Source organism: Virgibacillus litoralis (assembly GCF_017873675.1).
Lineage (GTDB): Bacteria > Bacillota > Bacilli > Bacillales > Amphibacillaceae > Lentibacillus > Lentibacillus litoralis.
The window spans coordinates 37,907-55,052 of the sequence record NZ_JAGGKK010000019.1 but is presented as its reverse complement, the minus strand read 5'-3'; the positions used below and the strand labels follow the sequence as shown (position 1 = coordinate 55,052).

General features: G+C 39.1%; 14 protein-coding genes. 6 read left to right on the top strand and 8 right to left on the bottom strand.

What is annotated here, in order from left to right:
* Positions 1–143: 143 nt before the first annotated feature.
* Complete coding sequence (locus J2Z82_RS15445; RefSeq protein ID WP_209481661.1) at positions 144–509, bottom strand: VOC family protein; 366 nt, start codon at positions 507–509, stop codon at positions 144–146.
* A 396-nt stretch (positions 510–905) separates the two neighbouring features.
* On the opposite strand from J2Z82_RS15445, the gene J2Z82_RS15440 reads away from it, so the two are divergent.
* Entirely contained in the window at positions 906–1,883 is a 978-nt protein-coding gene (locus J2Z82_RS15440) for a ring-cleaving dioxygenase (protein ID WP_209481659.1), read from the top strand.
* Positions 1,884–2,148: 265 nt separating this feature from the next.
* Here J2Z82_RS15440 and J2Z82_RS15435 read toward each other — a convergent pair whose 3' ends face one another.
* Positions 2,149–4,386 (bottom strand): bifunctional 2',3'-cyclic-nucleotide 2'-phosphodiesterase/3'-nucleotidase, encoded by a 2,238-nt coding sequence (locus J2Z82_RS15435; RefSeq protein WP_245251741.1) that lies wholly within the window; start codon positions 4,384–4,386, stop codon positions 2,149–2,151.
* A 160-nt stretch (positions 4,387–4,546) separates the two neighbouring features.
* On the opposite strand from J2Z82_RS15435, the gene J2Z82_RS15430 reads away from it, so the two are divergent.
* The 4 genes from J2Z82_RS15430 (at position 4,547) to J2Z82_RS15415 (ending at position 9,117) form a co-directional block, all read left to right on the top strand.
* Positions 4,547–5,239 carry an RluA family pseudouridine synthase gene (locus J2Z82_RS15430; protein WP_209481655.1) on the top strand — a complete coding sequence of 231 codons (693 nt, stop codon included), beginning with the start codon at positions 4,547–4,549 and terminating at the stop codon, positions 5,237–5,239.
* Entirely contained in the window at positions 5,236–5,643 is a 408-nt protein-coding gene (locus J2Z82_RS15425; protein ID WP_209481654.1) for a secondary thiamine-phosphate synthase enzyme YjbQ, read from the top strand. Before J2Z82_RS15430 ends, J2Z82_RS15425 begins: the two co-directional genes overlap by 4 nt.
* A gap of 86 nt (positions 5,644–5,729) precedes the next feature.
* Positions 5,730–6,074, top strand: coding sequence for a bacillithiol system redox-active protein YtxJ (gene ytxJ, locus J2Z82_RS15420; protein WP_209481652.1), 345 nt, complete (start codon positions 5,730–5,732; stop codon positions 6,072–6,074).
* A gap of 271 nt (positions 6,075–6,345) precedes the next feature.
* The gene (locus tag J2Z82_RS15415; protein ID WP_209481650.1) at positions 6,346–9,117 is read left to right on the top strand and encodes a UPF0182 family membrane protein; all 2,772 of its coding nucleotides are present in this window, start codon (positions 6,346–6,348) and stop codon (positions 9,115–9,117) included.
* A 562-nt stretch (positions 9,118–9,679) separates the two neighbouring features.
* Here the strand turns inward: J2Z82_RS15415 and J2Z82_RS15410 are convergent.
* The 5 genes from J2Z82_RS15410 to J2Z82_RS15390 form a co-directional block, all read right to left on the bottom strand.
* A complete protein-coding gene (locus J2Z82_RS15410; protein ID WP_209481647.1) occupies positions 9,680–11,050 on the bottom strand; it encodes an amino acid permease in 1,371 nt (456 codons plus the stop codon).
* A gap of 135 nt (positions 11,051–11,185) precedes the next feature.
* The gene (locus J2Z82_RS15405; protein WP_209481646.1) at positions 11,186–11,815 is read right to left on the bottom strand and encodes a LysE family transporter; all 630 of its coding nucleotides are present in this window, start codon (positions 11,813–11,815) and stop codon (positions 11,186–11,188) included.
* A gap of 115 nt (positions 11,816–11,930) precedes the next feature.
* A complete protein-coding gene (locus tag J2Z82_RS15400; RefSeq protein WP_209481645.1) occupies positions 11,931–12,188 on the bottom strand; it encodes a hypothetical protein in 258 nt (85 codons plus the stop codon).
* A gap of 63 nt (positions 12,189–12,251) precedes the next feature.
* Complete coding sequence (locus tag J2Z82_RS15395) at positions 12,252–13,244, bottom strand: sodium:calcium antiporter (protein WP_209481644.1); 993 nt, start codon at positions 13,242–13,244, stop codon at positions 12,252–12,254.
* Between the two features lie 189 nt (positions 13,245–13,433).
* Positions 13,434–14,351, bottom strand: coding sequence for an aldo/keto reductase (locus J2Z82_RS15390; protein WP_209481643.1), 918 nt, complete (start codon positions 14,349–14,351; stop codon positions 13,434–13,436).
* Positions 14,352–14,574: 223 nt separating this feature from the next.
* Here J2Z82_RS15390 and J2Z82_RS15385 point away from each other — a divergent pair, with 223 nt between their 5' ends.
* Positions 14,575–14,742: a hypothetical protein gene (locus J2Z82_RS15385; RefSeq protein WP_209481642.1), complete on the top strand. Its 168-nt coding sequence runs from the start codon at positions 14,575–14,577 to the stop codon at positions 14,740–14,742.
* Positions 14,743–15,488: 746 nt separating this feature from the next.
* On the opposite strand, the gene J2Z82_RS15380 is transcribed toward J2Z82_RS15385, so the two are convergent.
* Positions 15,489–17,090, bottom strand: a complete 1,602-nt coding sequence (locus tag J2Z82_RS15380) for a catalase (protein ID WP_209481641.1) — start codon at positions 17,088–17,090, stop codon at positions 15,489–15,491.
* Positions 17,091–17,146: the final 56 nt, after the last annotated feature.

Sequence of the window (17,146 nt, the reverse complement as noted above, 5' to 3'; positions counted from 1 at the left end):
GTGAAAAGGTCCATTTAATGGAATGTGATTTCTACACAAAACTCGATAATTATCCTGGTATGAAGTTGTTCCGTTAAGCCTAATTTCACACTTGCTACGGCGAGAAATTAGGCTTTAATACAATTCCTTTGCTATGCTTTGTATTACATTTGACTGAGAGCGCAGATTGCTCCGGCCGGATATTCAATTACCGCAAAACTGCCGCACCCGGATCCTCCTGGTTCCCGCAAAACTTTTCCACCTAGCTTTCGGCATGTTTCCAAACTATCGTTCAGGTCGCTTACTTGGAAGTAGACCATCCATACGGGCGGCAACCCTTCATTGCTACCTACTTGGTGACAAACGCCGGCGACAGGTGTCCCATCCTTAGTGGTCATAATGTAATCGTTGTAACTTCCCATATTGACCTCGCTGTGCTCCCAGCCTATCACGTACTCATAGAAGTTGCGTACCTGTTCAGCCTCATGAACGGTCAAATCGGCGGAAATAATTTTTCCTTCTTGTTCCATGCTACCCATTCTCCTTTTTGTTTAACTTCATTTTGAGTATATCGTAAAGAGCCATCTTTAATTTCTTCAGGATTGCGGTTTTATTCGAATTCTGTTGAAGTTATTTTTTCATTAACAGTGGAAGCGAAACTAAGGTAGTAGGGTCTGTACTCTGTCTTGATCGCATTGTAAGATTGATTCCTTCTCTGAAATGAAAGGTTTGTTCCTTACCATTAGATTGGATCGCAGTTTTTAAGACTGATTGCTTGGAAATAGCAACAATCATCCATTATTAAATCAATATAAACCTTATTTATTGACACTAAGGTTTATCAGTATTATATTTATCTTGAATTAAAAATAAATATAACTGATTGAAGATAGAATTACAGCCACAAATAATTGGAGGAATTTTAAATGAATGGTTTAAAAGGTATGCACCATGTAACTGCCATAACAAGCAGTGCAGAAAAGAACTATGAATTTTTCACATATGTTTTAGGAATGCGTTTGGTGAAAAAGACCGTTAACCAGGACGATATCAAAACATATCATTTATTTTTTGCGGATGATAAGGGAAGTGCTGGTACGGATATGACTTTCTTTGATTTTCCTGGCATTCCAAAAGGATCACATGGAACAAATGAGATTTTTAAGACATCATTTCGTGTACCAAGTGATGCGGCACTAGATTATTGGGTGAAACGTTTTGACCGGCTGGAAGTAAAACACTCCGGAATTAAAGAGCAATTTGGTAAAAAGACACTTCCTTTTGTTGATTTTGATGATCAAAATTACCAACTGATTTCAGATGAAAATGATAATGGAGTTGCTGCAGGTACTCCTTGGCAAAAAGGGCCGATCCCACTAGAGTATGCTATTACCGGATTAGGGCCAATCTTTGTTCGTATTGCTAACTTTGATTACTTCAAAGAAATGATGGAAAAAGCTCTTCTATTTAAAGAAATAGATCATGAAGGGTCCTTCCATTTATTCGAAGTGGGAGAAGGAGGAAATGGTGCACAGGTTGTCGTAGAGTATAATACAGTTCTACCGCAGGCGAGACAAGGTTTTGGGACGGTTCATCATGCGGCATTCCGTGTTGAAGACCGTTCTGTGTTAGATGAATGGGATAAACGAATGAGAAGCATAGGATTCCAGACATCAGGCTTTGTTGATCGATTCTTCTTTGGGTCATTGTATATTAATGTGGCGCCACAGATTTTATTTGAATTTGCCACAGAGGGTCCAGGTTTCATGGGGGATGAGCCTTATGAAACGCTTGGAGAAAAACTATCGTTGCCTCCAATGCTGGAACCAAAACGTGAAGAAATTGAAAAAATGGTTCGCCCAATTGATACGGTAAGAAGTACAAAAGAATTTACGAAAGAGTAATTAAAGGCATTAAAAGCCCTGTCATGGAATCAATCCATAACAGGGCTCTTTTACTGTCTAGGAAATTATAAAATTTGAGCGCTGTGGATAACTAACTAAGCTATCTAGCCACGTCCAGCTCCAGCGCCTAGCGCCTAGTGGACTTCCCTCCCCGTGTCTACGATAAGTCAGCATCGAATCGCTTACGCTCTTCGTGTATCCTTTATCTCACACGGGTCAGTCCAGTCCATACGGCGCTGAACAGGCGCTTGCGCTTTTGTTCCTCTCACTGCCAGTTGCTAATAAGCTCACCAGCAGCGTTATTCAGGTCTTCCTTTGCATTTGTTGTAATGAATTTATTCATTGCTTTGTTATTCAAATGCTTTAGGAATCCTTCTGCTTTTTTAATCGCCTGTTTTCGATGCCCTTTATCTAATTGGTGTTCTGCTTGTTTCAGTTTATTCGTTAACTGAACTGCCAATGGATGATCGATTTCACCTGCTTGTTTCAAGTCCGCAACGTTCTGCTGGATAGATGAAAGTGTTACAGGCTTAGATAAGTCAATGTTAAATTTGGCAAAACCATTTGTTCCTTCACCGGAATAGCTGATATTCCCATCTTGCTGGATAAATTGCTGTGCATCTGGTGATGACTGGAATGTAAGCTTGGGATTGCCATCAATTGGTGCAAATGACCAATTCCCGTCAGCTGAAGGATCAATTGTTTCGTTTTCCTGAATATACTGAATTACCGCCTGACGGTTTTGTACCTGTGGAGATAGGACAATTTGACTTCCGTCTAAGTTAGGGAAGTTACCGCCTCCACCAGCACGATAGTTGTTTGTTGCAACAAGAAACTCCTGCCCGTCATTTACTGGTTCACCATTATATTGCAGGTTTACAATGCGTTGTGCATCCGGATTAATCAGCTCACCGTCATTGTTATAACGGGATGGTTCGGTCACATCGAACTCATAAGTAACACCATCAATTATGTCAAAATTATATGTTGAAAAATCAAGATCGACTAATGATTGCTGTTCTTGGGCATCTGGATCAACCTGATTAAATTGCCCGGCAGACATTTCGAGCCATTGACGAATTTGCTCCCCGTTTAGCTTAACTACCTTCAAGGTGTTCGGATATACGTATAGGTCAGCCACGTTTTTAATGGCAATTGGACCTTCTGGTATATACGTGTAATAGTTAGCTCCACTTCTGCCACCTGCTTTAAATGGTGCAGCTGCTGACAGGACTGGTAACCCTTCATATTCCGTTCCTTCTACTGCGTTTTTTGTATACCATTTCTGTGCATTGGATACGATTTGTACAGATGGATCGTCCTTAACAAGCGCGAAATAGCTGTGAATCGGTGCAGTTGTTTCGCCTACTTCAGAACGTACATAATCTAACGTTGCCTGATGTTCTTCTGAAACAGCATCAATGATTTCCTGATCTGGCTCGACAAGCGCTTCACCTGTTTCTTCGTCGTAAATGGACCGGACTTCCGCACTGGAATCAATCACATCCCAGTCTTCGCCATTTTTTTCGAGTTTCAGATCAACGAATCCCATGTGGTTCCCCCAAAAGCCTGCTTCTACAGATGGAACACCGTTAATTGTTCCTTTTTCCAAGTCCACACCGGGAATTCCTGCAAATGACTCGCTAGGAAAAGCTTCATGAGCATGGCCGAACAGAATCGCATCAATGCCCTCTACTTCCGTTAGATTGTAAGTAGCATTTTCTTCTCCTTTTTGCAGTTCAACTGAGCCAAGTCCAGAGTGTGGGACTGCTACAATGATATCGGCGCCTTGTTCTTTCATCTGTGGTATAAACTTTTGAGCTGTTTCATAAATTCCCTTGGTAATTACTTTTCCTTCCAGGTTAGTGCTATCCCATTGCATGATTTGTGGTGGAACAAAGCCAATTACCCCAACGTCAACGGTTTGGGTATTGCCATTTTCATCTTCCACTTGCTTGTCTATAATTTTGAATGGCTGGAAAAAGTTTTCGTCGTTGGTTGGGTCGCTGTCACCATCATCATAGTAGACGTTTGCATTGATATATGGGAAGTTAGCATCGTCAATGGATTCCTTTAAGTAGTCGATACCATAGTTAAATTCATGGTTCCCAATATTTGCGGTGTCATAATCTAAGAGGTTCATTGCTTTGTAGACAGGATGGACTTCTCCTTCTTCAAGACCGTTTCTGGCAACGTAGTCTCCAAGTGGATTGCCCTGAATCAGGTCCCCGTTGTCAAACAACATATGGTTCTTCGCTTCACTGCGAGCCTGTTTAATGAGTGTTGCTGTCATCGCCAAACCAAATTCATTAGTTGGCTTGTCCTGATAATAGTTGTAGTTAACAAGATTTACATGAATATCCGTCGTTTCCATAAGTCTCATGTTGACTATACTGCTGTCAGTTGTTGCCGCATGAGAAGAATTATTTTCGCCAAGCGGATTAAACAGAAGCAATGCTGTTAAAAATATAAAAGAGAACTTTATTATTTTTTTATTACCCAAATTTGTAACCCCTTTCAATAAATTGTTACTTACTAGATTAAAGGAATGTAACATTTTTTAAAATAGTCTGATTGTTGGGGGTCGATTGAATCAAATGGCATAGTTATTTTTAGCTATGTTATCATGGACGTTGATTTTTACGTATAAGGAGTTTAGATTTATGAATATACCTATCCTGTATGAGGATAATCATCTGCTTGTAGTTGAAAAACTGGTGAATATTCCGGTTCAGGAAGACCCTACCGGAGATCGGGATATGTTATCAATGCTAAAAGCAGATTTAAAGGTTCGACATAATAAACCTGGTAATGTTTTTCTGGCATTGGTTCATCGTTTGGACAGACCAGTGGGTGGAGTGATGGTATTTGCCAAAACCTCAAAAGCCGCCTCTCGATTATCTGATTCGATTCGCAGGAAGGCATTTGATAAAAAATACCTGGCTGTTGCAAGGGGAAATCCTCCCCAAAAGCAGGCAACGCTGGAACATTTTTTACTGAAGGATCGAAGTGAGAATAAAGTGTCGACCGTTTCTTCAAAGCGTCAAGAAGCGAAAAGAGCATTGCTGGATTATGAAGTAATTGGTAAGAAGGAGCAGTTGAGTTTATTGCTGATTGATCTTCATACCGGACGGCCACACCAGATACGAGTTCAGCTGTCTGAAACCGGTAATCCGCTTTTTGGTGACCAAAAGTACGGACTTAATATGAATCGTAAAGGGCAGCAAATTGCTTTGTGGGCTCATACATTGGCATTTGAACATCCAACTAAAAAAGAAAAGGTAGAATTTAAATCTTTACCGCCAAAAGAATATCCGTGGAACCTATTTTTCAGAGAAGGGGAGATGATAACTTGAGTAGTACATTATTTACTTTTAATATTTCCACGAAAGCAAAACAATCGTTTGTCGAGTTGGATCGTTATTTGGACGAAGCGCTAACTGAAAGTGGTATACAAGATGGAATAATGATTGTCTACTGCCCACATACGACTGCAGCGATTACGATTAATGAAAATGCGGACCCAGATGTGAAGACTGATTTAAAACTGGGGCTTGATGAAACGTTCCCGAATAAGTCTGCATATGTGCATATGGAAGGTAATTCAGATGGACATATGAAGTCTTCTGTTGTTGGGGCGAATGAAACATTAATTATTTCTGAGGGCAAGTTAATTTTAGGGACCTGGCAAAGTGTCTATTTTTGCGAATTTGACGGTCCAAGAACAAGGACGTTTCATGTCAAGGTGTTAGAGGGATAATTGATTACTATTACTGGTTAAAAGCCCTTTCTTCAAGTACAATGAGACTAGTTGTAATTAAAAAATACCAGTATGGAGGAATCACGATGGTTGAATTAAAAGAACTGCAATCAAATGAAGAATTGGAACAAGTTTGGGAGAAATCTCAGCAAAATCCTGTTCTATTATTCAAGCATAGTACGACATGTCCAATCAGCGCAGGCGCATTCGAGCAATATCAATCATTCCTGGAGTCATCTGAAGATAATCTGGATGGCTATATCGTGAAGGTGATTGAAACAAGAGATGTCTCCAATCAGGTGGCGGCCGAAACAAATATAAAGCATCAATCACCACAGATCTTTTTGATAAAAGACAAAGAAGTACTATGGCATACCTCCCATTCAAAAATAACTGCTGACTCTATAAACAGAGAGCTTAAGAATGCATAATTAGAATCGATGCTAACTGCTGCAGTATTAATAAAAACCTGTAGCAGAATGCATCGAGCTAACAATGACACATAACCTATTCATCCACTTTGGAATCATCAATCATCCTCAACATTATTATTAAACTCGCTATCTTTTAAAACCATTTTTTCTGGAATACGTATCTAAGAATATAAGTATTATAGGAGTAATGTAGAACAGTATATTTTATTCTTGTATATGGTGTATCATCATAGACAAGGAAATAGTGTGAATATCAGGGGGACAAACTTTGGATACTAAAGGAAGTTTTAGTGAAGAACAAAAAGAAAAATGGAAAAAGCGTTTGAATTGGATTGGCTACATATTAGTTGGTATTATTTTGATCATCATTGTAGGTTTAATAGCTAATCAATGGATTATAGATTATATTTGGATGGGCTCGCTTGGATTTGAAAACGTGTTTACTACCATACTGGGAAGCAAAGTATTGCTTGGCATAGTAGGGTTTCTTTTGTTTGCGGGAGGTACCTTCTTTACGTTATTTTGGATAAGGCGATCGTACATTAATCAATTTGATAGCAGTCAATTGTCACAGGTGATAGTTGATCGCAAAATGAGCTTATTGATTGTCGTTGGGATATCCATTCTGATAGGTCTTTTTGGCAGTAGTATTACACAAGGGTTTGGCTGGGAACGTACACTTAAATATTTAGAGCACGTTTCTTTCGGACAAACGGATCCCTATTTTAATCTAGATATTTCATTCTATATGTTTGTTTTACCATTTCTAAGATTTGTTGTTTTTCTTTTATTAGGATTAGGTATATTTTTCTTAGTTGCAGAAGTTGGGGCTTATTCAGTTTACAACATGTATAGGTTAAACCGCTCTGCTCAATTACAACTTGGGGTAACTCTTGGTTTCATAGGACTGCTGTTAGCAGCAATTCACCTTTTGGCTCCATATGGAACGCTTTTGACAAATCAAGTGAATCTATTTCAGGAAAGCGTTGTGTATGGTTTAAGCTACACAGATGATATCATCAACATTCCTAAGTCATACGTATTGGCTGCAGCTGCAGTTATTGCAACAGTATGGATGATTACAGCCCTTGTTCGGGGGAAGTTGAGTTCAATCGTAGTTCCAATTGTTGCATATATTGGATTAGTAATTGCAGGGCAGCTGACATCTGTTGTTGTTCAGAACTTTATTGTGTCCCCAAGTGAGTTTTCAAAAGAAAGTCCTTACTTGGAGCATAATCTGTCCTTCACAAGAGCTGCCTATGACTTGGATGAAATGAATGAAAAGCAACATCCGGCAAACGAATCATTAAGTGAGGCGATGATAGAACGAAATAAGAACACCGTGGACAACGTACGCATGAACGACTCAAGGCCACTGCTTGACGTTTATAACCAAAAGCAGACATTTCGTACTTACTATGAGTACAATGATGTTGATATTGACCGTTATATGATAGATGGAGAGTACCAGCAAGTATTCTTAGGAGCAAGGGAATTAAATACAGATGATCTTCCATCACAAGCAAAAACTTGGGTAAACCAAAACTTAAGGTATACACATGGTTATGGAATTGCGATGAGCCACGTTAATAAAGTGACACAACAAGGTCAGCCGGAGTTTATTGTAAATAATCTTCCGCCAAAAGGTGAATTGGATGTAAGCCGTCCGCAAATCTATTTTGGAGAAGAGCCTTATCAGAATGTCATTGTTAATAGCGGAGTTGATGAATTTGATTACCCTTCAGGAAGTGAGAATGTCGATACTCGCTTTGATGCAGATTCGGGAATTCCTTTAGGTGGAATCAACCGATTTTTATTTGCATTAAACGAAGGCTCATTTCGCATGTTTGTATCCGACCAAGTAACAAAGGACAGTCAATTGCTGGATACACGAAATATTATGGAACGTGTCAATCGAATCGCGCCATTTTTTAATTATGACGAAGATCCTTACATCGTTGTCCGTGATGATGGAAGTCTTGTATGGATTATTGATGCATACTTAACGGCAGAGCGTTATCCTTACTCTGAATCATATCAGGGGAACGTTAATTATATAAGAAATTCTGTCAAAGTAGTTGTTGATGCATATACAGGTGAAGTGAATTTTTATGTAACAGAACCAGATAATCCTTTATTACAAACGTATGAAAATATGTTTCCTGAGCTATTTACTAGTGAAGCTCCTGAGGATATTAAAGCTCATTTTCGATATCCGGAAAACTTGTTTTCTATTCAGGCTTCTATGTACGGCACATACCATATGACAAATTTAGAAGTATTTTATAATCGTGAGGATTTCTGGCAGTTCCCAACGGAGAAGTATTTTAATGAAGACACTGAAATGGAACCTTACTATATCACTATGAAATTGCCTGATCAAAATGAGGAAGAATTTATTCTGATGTTACCGTATACGCCAAAAAACAGGCAAAACATGATTTCCTGGATAGGCGTTCGTAATGATGGAGAACATTATGGTGAGATGTTTGTATATCGTTTTCCAAAACAGAAAAATGTATATGGTCCTCAACAAATTGAAAACCGAATCAATCAGGATAGTGACATTTCGCAGCAATTGAACTTATGGTCACAAGGTGGGTCACAGGTAATACGAGGGAATCTGCTGGCTCTTCCAATAGAAGATACCATTCTTTATGTCGAACCAATTTATATTGAATCCTCCAATGCAACATCTCTTCCTGAAGTGAAGCGAATTGTAATGGCATATGGTGACAATATTGTAATGGAACGAACTTTTGATGAAGCGCTTGACGAGATGTTGAACAAAATTAATCCGGATCGTCAAAATGAAGACCAAGCAGAAGAAGATGATGCAGCAGAAGAAGAGGACGATGGAACAGAAGAATCGGATGAAAACGCAGATGAACCTTCACAGGAGATAAATGAAGCAGAAGAAAAACTGCGACAGTTTGGTGACTTATTTAATGCCTATCAAAAGGCAATGTCTGAAGGAAACTGGGAAGAAGCGGGAAGGATTATGACTGAAATTGAGAACCAGTTAGCGGAACAAGAATAGCTTGATGAAAAGGATCTCCAGCACGGAGATCCTTTTTTTGGCAGACAAGAAAGTATAGATCCTTTCTTACTGCATAAGTGCAACTAAGGCTTATCTATATTAAGCTTGGCGATAAGCCAAGTTTTCTAACAGTATAGGAAATTATAAAATTTAAGTGCTGTGGATAACTGGACTTCCGAATCAGCGACGTCCAGCTCCGACGTACAGGACGTACTAGTGCCGATGACGCCACAGGACGTGGCGTTTTCATCGGCCAGCGCCTAGCGCCTAGTGGACTTCCCTCCCCGTGTCTACGATAAGAAATAAAGGATGTTCGACTAAAACCACCACATCCTGTGGCAACGTCGATCTACCCCACGTCCTGTGGGGCAGCTTACGCTCTTCGTGTATCCTTTATCTCAAGGAAAAGGAAGATCGACTAAGACCGCCACTTTGCGCGGCAACGTCGACCCACCCGCGATGCGCGGGCGCAGTCCATACGGCGCTGAACAGGCGCTTGCGCTTTTGTTCCAGCTAATTCTTTGGCGGTAAGCCTAATTTTCAAAAATTACATGTTTAAAGGCTAAATTTCATTTTTCGTATCTGCTTTCCATCTTTTTCTCATAAATAGAGTTACAATACCAATAATTGATACGAATAATAAGCTTATATAAAACCCTGGGCGAATACTTTCATCCATTAACGTTCCAATTACTGCACAAAGAATTAATGCGAGACCGGCCAGCGATACGACTTTATCCAAAATTTTCTTCTCTGTTAGGATGCTGAATGAAGAAATAATGATAAACGACCAATTGTAAAGCAGTAAAATACCTGCGGCAGTAGTAATGTACTCGTAAATTTTGCCTGGTAACACTAAAGCTGTTACAACTGAGACAAGAAGTCCTACTGCTCCAAGTCCTAAGGATGGCAAAGGCAAGCTCTTAAATTTCGTTAATTTCTTTCCAAAAAGGTGAGGAGCATTCCCATCTTTAGCTATCGTTACCATAAGTGTTGTGACCCCATATAATGCAGCTGTCATCGTTGAAAAACCAGCAATTATTATTGCTCCATTAAAGAGATGTGGAAAAAACGGAAGATTATAACTAGATAATGCTGTGACAAAGGGACTTTCTTCTTCATGAAACATATTTATAGATACCATAGTTACTGCAAGGCTGATCGATATGACATATATGGTCGTTAGTCCAACCATCATTACTTTACCAGCCTTTGGAGCATCTTCTTTTTTTCTGAGCTGCATTGCCATCAATCCAATAACCTCTACGCCTCCATAAGCATAGAAGGCGTAAATAAGTGAAGCCCAAAATCCCTTAAGTCCATTAGGGAAGAGTTTTTCTGCTGAAACAGGTATGCCTGGCTTCTCACTTCCTTCACCAGGTATCCAACCCAGTAGGGCGACTGCACCTAAAATAATAAAGATGATAATAGCTGCTGTTTTAATAACTGCAAAGATATCTTCTATTTTATCAAAGCCTTCTGTTCCCAGTAACACTACAGAAATGGAAAGAACAGCATACCCAGCAGCAAAAATCCACAAGGAAATATTCGGAAACCAAAATTGTGAAAGGATTGAAAGGGCTATTAGTTGACTGCCCATGATTAGAACATTCGAGCACCAGTAATTCCAGCCACTGCTAAAGCCTGCCCATCGACCATAAGCCTTTTCAGCATAGTAACAAAAAGATCCTTCCTGTGGATCCTTGGCTGTCATCTTTGCCAATAAGTTAAACACAATATAGGTTCCTAGTGAGGCAAGTATAAATGAAAAAACAATTGATGGTCCTGTAATGCTTATCCCTATACTAGAACCGAGAAAGTAGCCAGTCCCAATAGTACACCCTACACCAACCAAAGAAAGCTGCCACCACTTCATGCCGGTTTCTTTTGACCCTGTCCTCTTACGATCAGCGCCTGATTCTGTTCCACCCATTCATACTCTCCTTTAGCAATTAGTGCATAAGTGTATATTGTCCAAATAAGAGAGCAATTATCGATTTTTAGGAAAATCAAATATAGAATCCCTGATTGCTACGCTTGTTTCTGAGGACGGGATTAATAGTAATATTCAAATGTGAAAAAGTATTTTAATTGTTTGGATACCGAAGTATAAGCCGAATCCACACAGCACAAGTCCTGTAAAAACGGAAATGCCCTTTAGAGTACGCTGCGTAAGGAACTTCCTAAAGCTGCTGGAAACCCCAGCCATTGTTAAATCCCATAACATTAAACCGACTAGCATCGCTACGCCATATAAGATTAGATGGAAGTTATCATATCGGTTAATTGTATTTGCTAATACAGAACCATAGATACCTAGCCAAAATAAAATAGACAGTGGATTACTGATAGATATCAAAAAGCCAGTAGTAAATGTCTTTTTTAAGGATTCTTTTTTTCTGCTTTGATTAATTTGTAATTTTTCTGAGCTAACGATACTTTCAATACCAGTATAAAATAAAACAAAAGCACCAAATGACCATAAAAATGTTTTCATGAATGGAATCTCTAAAAAATGTACAACTCCAAAGAAGACAGCGATAATAAAGAATAGTTCCGCCACGATGGAACCTAGCCCAATTAACCAGGAATGGAAAAATCCATTTTTAATACCTTGATTAATCTGGGCAGCATTGATTGGGCCAAGTGGAGCTGCTAATGATAACCCAAGAAAAATATAACTGATGAATACACCCAAAGTTTTCACTCCCTAAGGATAAATATGGCTCGTACCATTGATATTCATCAGAATGATAATATATTACTTTAAAAGTTAACATAAAAAGGACATACTGCATGTTCCGCAGTATGCTTCATGTTTGGTGATTAATGGCCTGGTTTGTCTCCTCAATCAGTCTTAGCAAGTCAGTAGCACGCTGCATTTCTCGTGCGTTAACTTGGTTATTAATCACCGGATTATGTTTAGCTTCGTTCAAAATTTCTTCTGCTAGCTTCACTTGTTGTTGAGCCTCGCTAAATCCTGTTTGATCTTCTTGAGCCTTTTCCACAGCAAGCTTCGCACTATTCATATATTCCATAACAGTTTCCATGTCCTTGTTGTTTGAATGCATAGCTGTCCTCCTGTCTTGTTAACTAATTTTCCATATCAGAAATTTTTTATTCATCAAGGAAATTCATCCTAAGATGTAAAAGGCAGAAAAAATCAGGTATCCTCCCACAACTATTAGTGAAGGTGAAATATATGTCATTGTATTCCGTGTATTATCACGCTTTAAAATGCTAATTACAATTAATGTCAGCATGAATCCTACGGCCGCTGTAGAGATCTGCTGTTTGGATGCATCGGCCCAAATGCTGCCACTTCGATAGAAAATATCGGCAATTGGAATGACAAAAACGTTGAAAATGTTTCCCCCAAGAATAGTGCCTATTGCCAGATTGACATTTGCGGCCCGAAGCGCGACTAAAACACTTACTGCGTCTGGTAGTGAAGTTGTAGCTGCTATTAGTATACTACCTATCGCACTTGCGCTAATGCCACTTGACTGTGCAATAAAATCGCCTGAAACTGATAAGGAACTTCCTGATGCAAAAATGATAAATGAGAATAATATGAATCGAACAATGGCTTTCTTTACAGAAACAGCTGTTTTTTCTGTCTCCCGGGGTGCTGTTTCCTCTTCATGGATCTCTTGTTGGTGTTTTAACGATATGAGCCAAAGCCCACCTAAATAAACAACTGCAATTGCGATGCTTGGAAGTCCAATACGGATGAACTCCTGGTTTAAGTTAAAATAAAGTGACAAGATGATAATCGTGCATAAAGTCAATCCTAAAAGTCCTGTGTAAAAGTGGTTATTTGATACCTTTAGAAATAAACGTTTCTTACGAAAATATATATCAAAAAGGAATAAAGCAAATATGTTAAATGTAATGCTTCCCAGACCGTTTCCTACCGCGATGTCAGCATTATCGATAACTGCTGCTGAAATTGTGGCGGTTAACTCAGGGAGTGATGTTGCGACAGCAAGCAATACCGTACCTACAACAAGCCCGCCAGCCTTTGTTTCTCTGCTAATTATATCGGCGTAAGTTGCTAAGCGAATAGCTGCAAGTACAGATACCGCAGCTGCAATAATAAATATAATGATAGATGTAAGTAGCAAATAGTAGCTCCTTTCATACTGCTTAGTCATATATACCCACTAAATAAAGCATATAATCATAACATGAGAAGAGGCTGGGACATAAGTAAAACTAAGGTATTCCCAATTATGGCTTGCACTCCAAAGTAATAACGGTTCTTAGAAAGCATTGTACGTTTTCAAAAGAATCCCTTTAACGAAGGCCACGTTTTATGGAAGTTCATTTCCTGCTGCACGATAAATTTCGTACCATTCTTGTCTTGTTAGGTCGATATCAGCTGCCTCGGCTATTCCTGTTAAACGATCTGGGTTCATAGTACCAACAATTGGCTGGATATTTGCAGGATGCCTTAGAATCCATGCTATAGCAATGGCGGAGTCAGTTACCCCTTTTTTAGATGCTAATTCTTGAAGTTTTGCATTTATTTCCGGGAATTCATCATTTCCAATAAATGCACCTTCAATCATTCCATATTGGAAGGGTGACCACGCTTGAATCGTCATATTGTTCAGGCGACTGTATTCCAGAATACTGCTGTCTCTTACTGTTGCTGAGTTATTTTTCATATTTACATTCAGCCCTGCATCAATCATGCCAGTATGCATGATACTGAATTGAAGCTGGTTTACAATTAAGTCTTGCTTAAGGTATTTCTTAAGCAGTTCAATTTGCATTGTATTCTGGTTGCTCACACCAAATCGGCGTACTTTACCACTTTCTTTTAATCGTGTGAATGCCTCGGCAACTTCTTCTGGTTCAACCAATGCGTCAGGTCGATGTAGCAGTAAAATATCGATAAAATCGGTGCCTAGTCGTTGCAGACTATCATCAGCAGATTTTAGTATATGTTCTTTGGAGAAATCAAAATAACCATTGCGAATTCCGCATTTTGTTTGTAAAACCATTTCCTCGCGATTAGCAGGCGATAATTTAAGTGCCTCAGCAAAGACTACCTCAGATTTTCCATCACCATAGATATCTGCATGATCAAAGAAGTTAATTCCTAAATCTAAGGCATTATTGATTACGTGTTTTGCTTTCATTGGTGTAAGATCACTCATGCGCATACAACCTAATCCGATTGTGGATACTTCTAAGTCACTGTTGCCTAATGTGATTTTTTTCAAAAAAGCACCTCTTTTCATTTTATTAAGTCTATTTTAACATTCTTAAATGATTGACAGGGAAGATAGTGCTTTAACTAACTTGATTCTCATCCTAGAGGCGTAAATTCGCTACTTTGATAGCAGGGGTTATTTGTGTCTAATTATCATCCCATGTACCGATGACTGAAAGCTAGTTCTAAAGGTATGATTAATACAGAAAGTAACACACAGGGAGGCATAAATAATGGATTTTAACGTAAATGTTCTCGAGTATGAGATTAGTAATTATAAAGCACAGACAGAAAAAGCCGCAAATGCAAATTGCAGATTTGATAATTCACCAAGTACTTATCAAGTAAAACCAAAAAGAAGACGATGGTTCAAATCTTTTGTTCGGCAGTTAAGAAAGTAAAAAAACTTCCTTACTGCATAAGTGCATCTAAGGCTTAACTATATTAAAGCTGGCGATAAGCAAAGCTTTCTAATATCGCAGCCAAGTAAGCAATGCTGTTAACTTCATCTAGAAACCTCCAACGCTCATTACTTCGAAAAAAGAAAGGTTTATCCATCAATGATTTCTTATAATAAATACCTGCTCATCCAGATAACGAGGTCAGTTAAACACTAATATCAATGTAAATAACAAATCAACAGCATATCTTTCGACAGCATATTAGCACTATAAGCAGCAAGAAAAAAAGCTCAGAATTTATTCTGAGCTTTGCATATTGACCTTACTTCAGCTAAGGTTACCCGCTAGCATTCTTGTGCTTATTCACTAGACAGTCTGGTGTCCACCGATTTGGCGGATCCTCATTCCGTTATTTCCTTAAAAACGCCTATTTTGATCGTGTTATGTAATCCTCATTCCGCTATTCACCCTAATCAGCCACTTTTTTCATTGTTATTGGGTAAATAACGGAACCAGGGACCGTTTGAACCTTCTAAAACAGCTTTCTTACCCATTTAGCGGAACCACGATTCACTTCATTGGTTTGTGGATTCATATCCTGCTCCTAAACCCCTCATTCCTATATCATTCAAAATAACATTGATATATCAATAAAAATAAGTGCGATGGAGATTGAATAATCGCTGGGAAGACTGAATCTGATCCTTCCCTAGCTAATTCGGCCAGCGCACCCTCACATTACTCAATTAATATGGTTCAGCATCATGTGATTTTTTGACAGCTTCTTCAGGTGCTTTCTCGCTATCTTTATTCCCAAGCGGATTTTTACTTGTACCTCCTGTCATCATCTTGCTTGTCTCAGCTAATCCTTCTCGAAGGCGGCGGCCGTATTCTTCATCTGCCTCTTCAGCAAGTGCTACCATTTTATCCTGGATTCGCTGGTCACATTCTGAAATATCGCCAACAAGGTTAGCGATTAACTCATCTTTTTCCCAATCTTTGAACATGCGATATGTTTCGCCAGCTTGTTTTGTATTATTTTGGCGATCAATAGGTTCTCGAACGAGGTTTCCTTCAACTTTTGGAGTATATTCTTTACCAACCTGCTTTGCTTCTTTTAACCCGCCAAGCGTTGATGGCTCGTAGTTAACGTGCGGGTTTTTTCCTGATGAATTTTCTGGTTCATAGCGCATTTGTCCGCCTTCATGGTTTGTTGCCACCCTTTTTTTTGCAGCATTAATCGGTAACTGTAAATAGTTTGCTCCGACACGGTAGCGTTGCGTGTCTGAGTAGGAGAATGTCCGGCCTTGCAGCATTTTATCATCTGAGAAGTCAAGGCCATCTACAAGAACTCCTGTACCAAATGCAGCTTGTTCTACTTCAGTAAAGTAATTTTCTGGATTTTTATTTAATACCATTTTTCCAACAGATAACCATGGGAATTGGTCTTTGGGCCAGATTTTTGTGTCATCAAGCGGATCAAAGTCTAATTCCGGATGCTCATCGTCGCTCATAATTTGCACGTATAGCTCCCATTCTGGGTAATCACCTTTTTCAATAGCATCATATAAATCCTGTGTTGCATGATTAAAATTTGTGGCCTGGATTTCGTTTGCTTCTTTAACTGTCAGGTTTTTAATACCTTGTGTTGGTTCCCAATGATACTTAACAAGCACAGCTTCTCCGTCGTTGTTAACCCATTTATACGTGTTGACGCCAGAACCTTGCATCAACCGATAATTAGCTGGAATTCCCCACGGTGAATATACAAACGTAACCATATGAAATGATTCAGGAGAATTTGAACAAAAGTCAAAAAAACGCTCGCTGTCTTGAATGTTTGTTACCGGATCTGGCTTAAATGCATGAATCATATCTGGAAACTTGACTGCATCCCGAATAAAAAAGATTTTTAAGTTATTACCAACAAGATCCCAGTTTCCATCTTCCGTATAAAATTTAACAGCAAACCCTCGTGGATCGCGTAATGTTTCCGGGGAATGTCCACCGTGAATAACTGACGAAAAACGTACAAAGACAGGTGTTTGTTTACCCTTTTCCTGAAATAATTTAGCCCTCGTATATTTTGATACGGGGTCATCTCCAGCTGTTCCATATGTTTCAAAATAACCATGCGCACCTGCTCCCCGTGCATGAACAATACGCTCTGGAACTTCTTCTCTATCGAAATGGCTTATCTTTTCAATGTAATCGTAATTTTCCAATGTAGAAGGACCGCGATTTCCTACTGTTCTTATGTCCTGGTTGTTTGTAACAGGATGTCCTTGTCTGTTTGTTAATGTGTCTTCGTTTTCAATATTTGTTTGATTTTTATGGTCTTCTGCCATTTCCTATCACCCTCCATTCAAATTATCTACCGTTACGTTGTCCAAAATTATCCTAT

Bases quoted from the DNA above. Each gene is read 5' to 3' on its own strand.
- J2Z82_RS15445 (WP_209481661.1), bottom strand. From the start codon at position 509: ATGGAACAAGAAGGAAAAATTATTTCCGCCGATTTGACCGTTCATGAG.
- J2Z82_RS15440 (WP_209481659.1), top strand. From the start codon at position 906: ATGAATGGTTTAAAAGGTATGCACCATGTAACTGCCATAACAAGCAGT.
- J2Z82_RS15430 (WP_209481655.1), top strand. From the start codon at position 4,547: ATGAATATACCTATCCTGTATGAGGATAATCATCTGCTTGTAGTTGAA.
- ytxJ (WP_209481652.1), top strand. From the start codon at position 5,730: ATGGTTGAATTAAAAGAACTGCAATCAAATGAAGAATTGGAACAAGTT.
- J2Z82_RS15410 (WP_209481647.1), bottom strand. From the start codon at position 11,050: ATGGGTGGAACAGAATCAGGCGCTGATCGTAAGAGGACAGGGTCAAAA.
- J2Z82_RS15400 (WP_209481645.1), bottom strand. From the start codon at position 12,188: ATGCATTCAAACAACAAGGACATGGAAACTGTTATGGAATATATGAAT.
- J2Z82_RS15385 (WP_209481642.1), top strand. From the start codon at position 14,575: ATGGATTTTAACGTAAATGTTCTCGAGTATGAGATTAGTAATTATAAA.
- J2Z82_RS15380 (WP_209481641.1), bottom strand. From the start codon at position 17,090: ATGGCAGAAGACCATAAAAATCAAACAAATATTGAAAACGAAGACACA.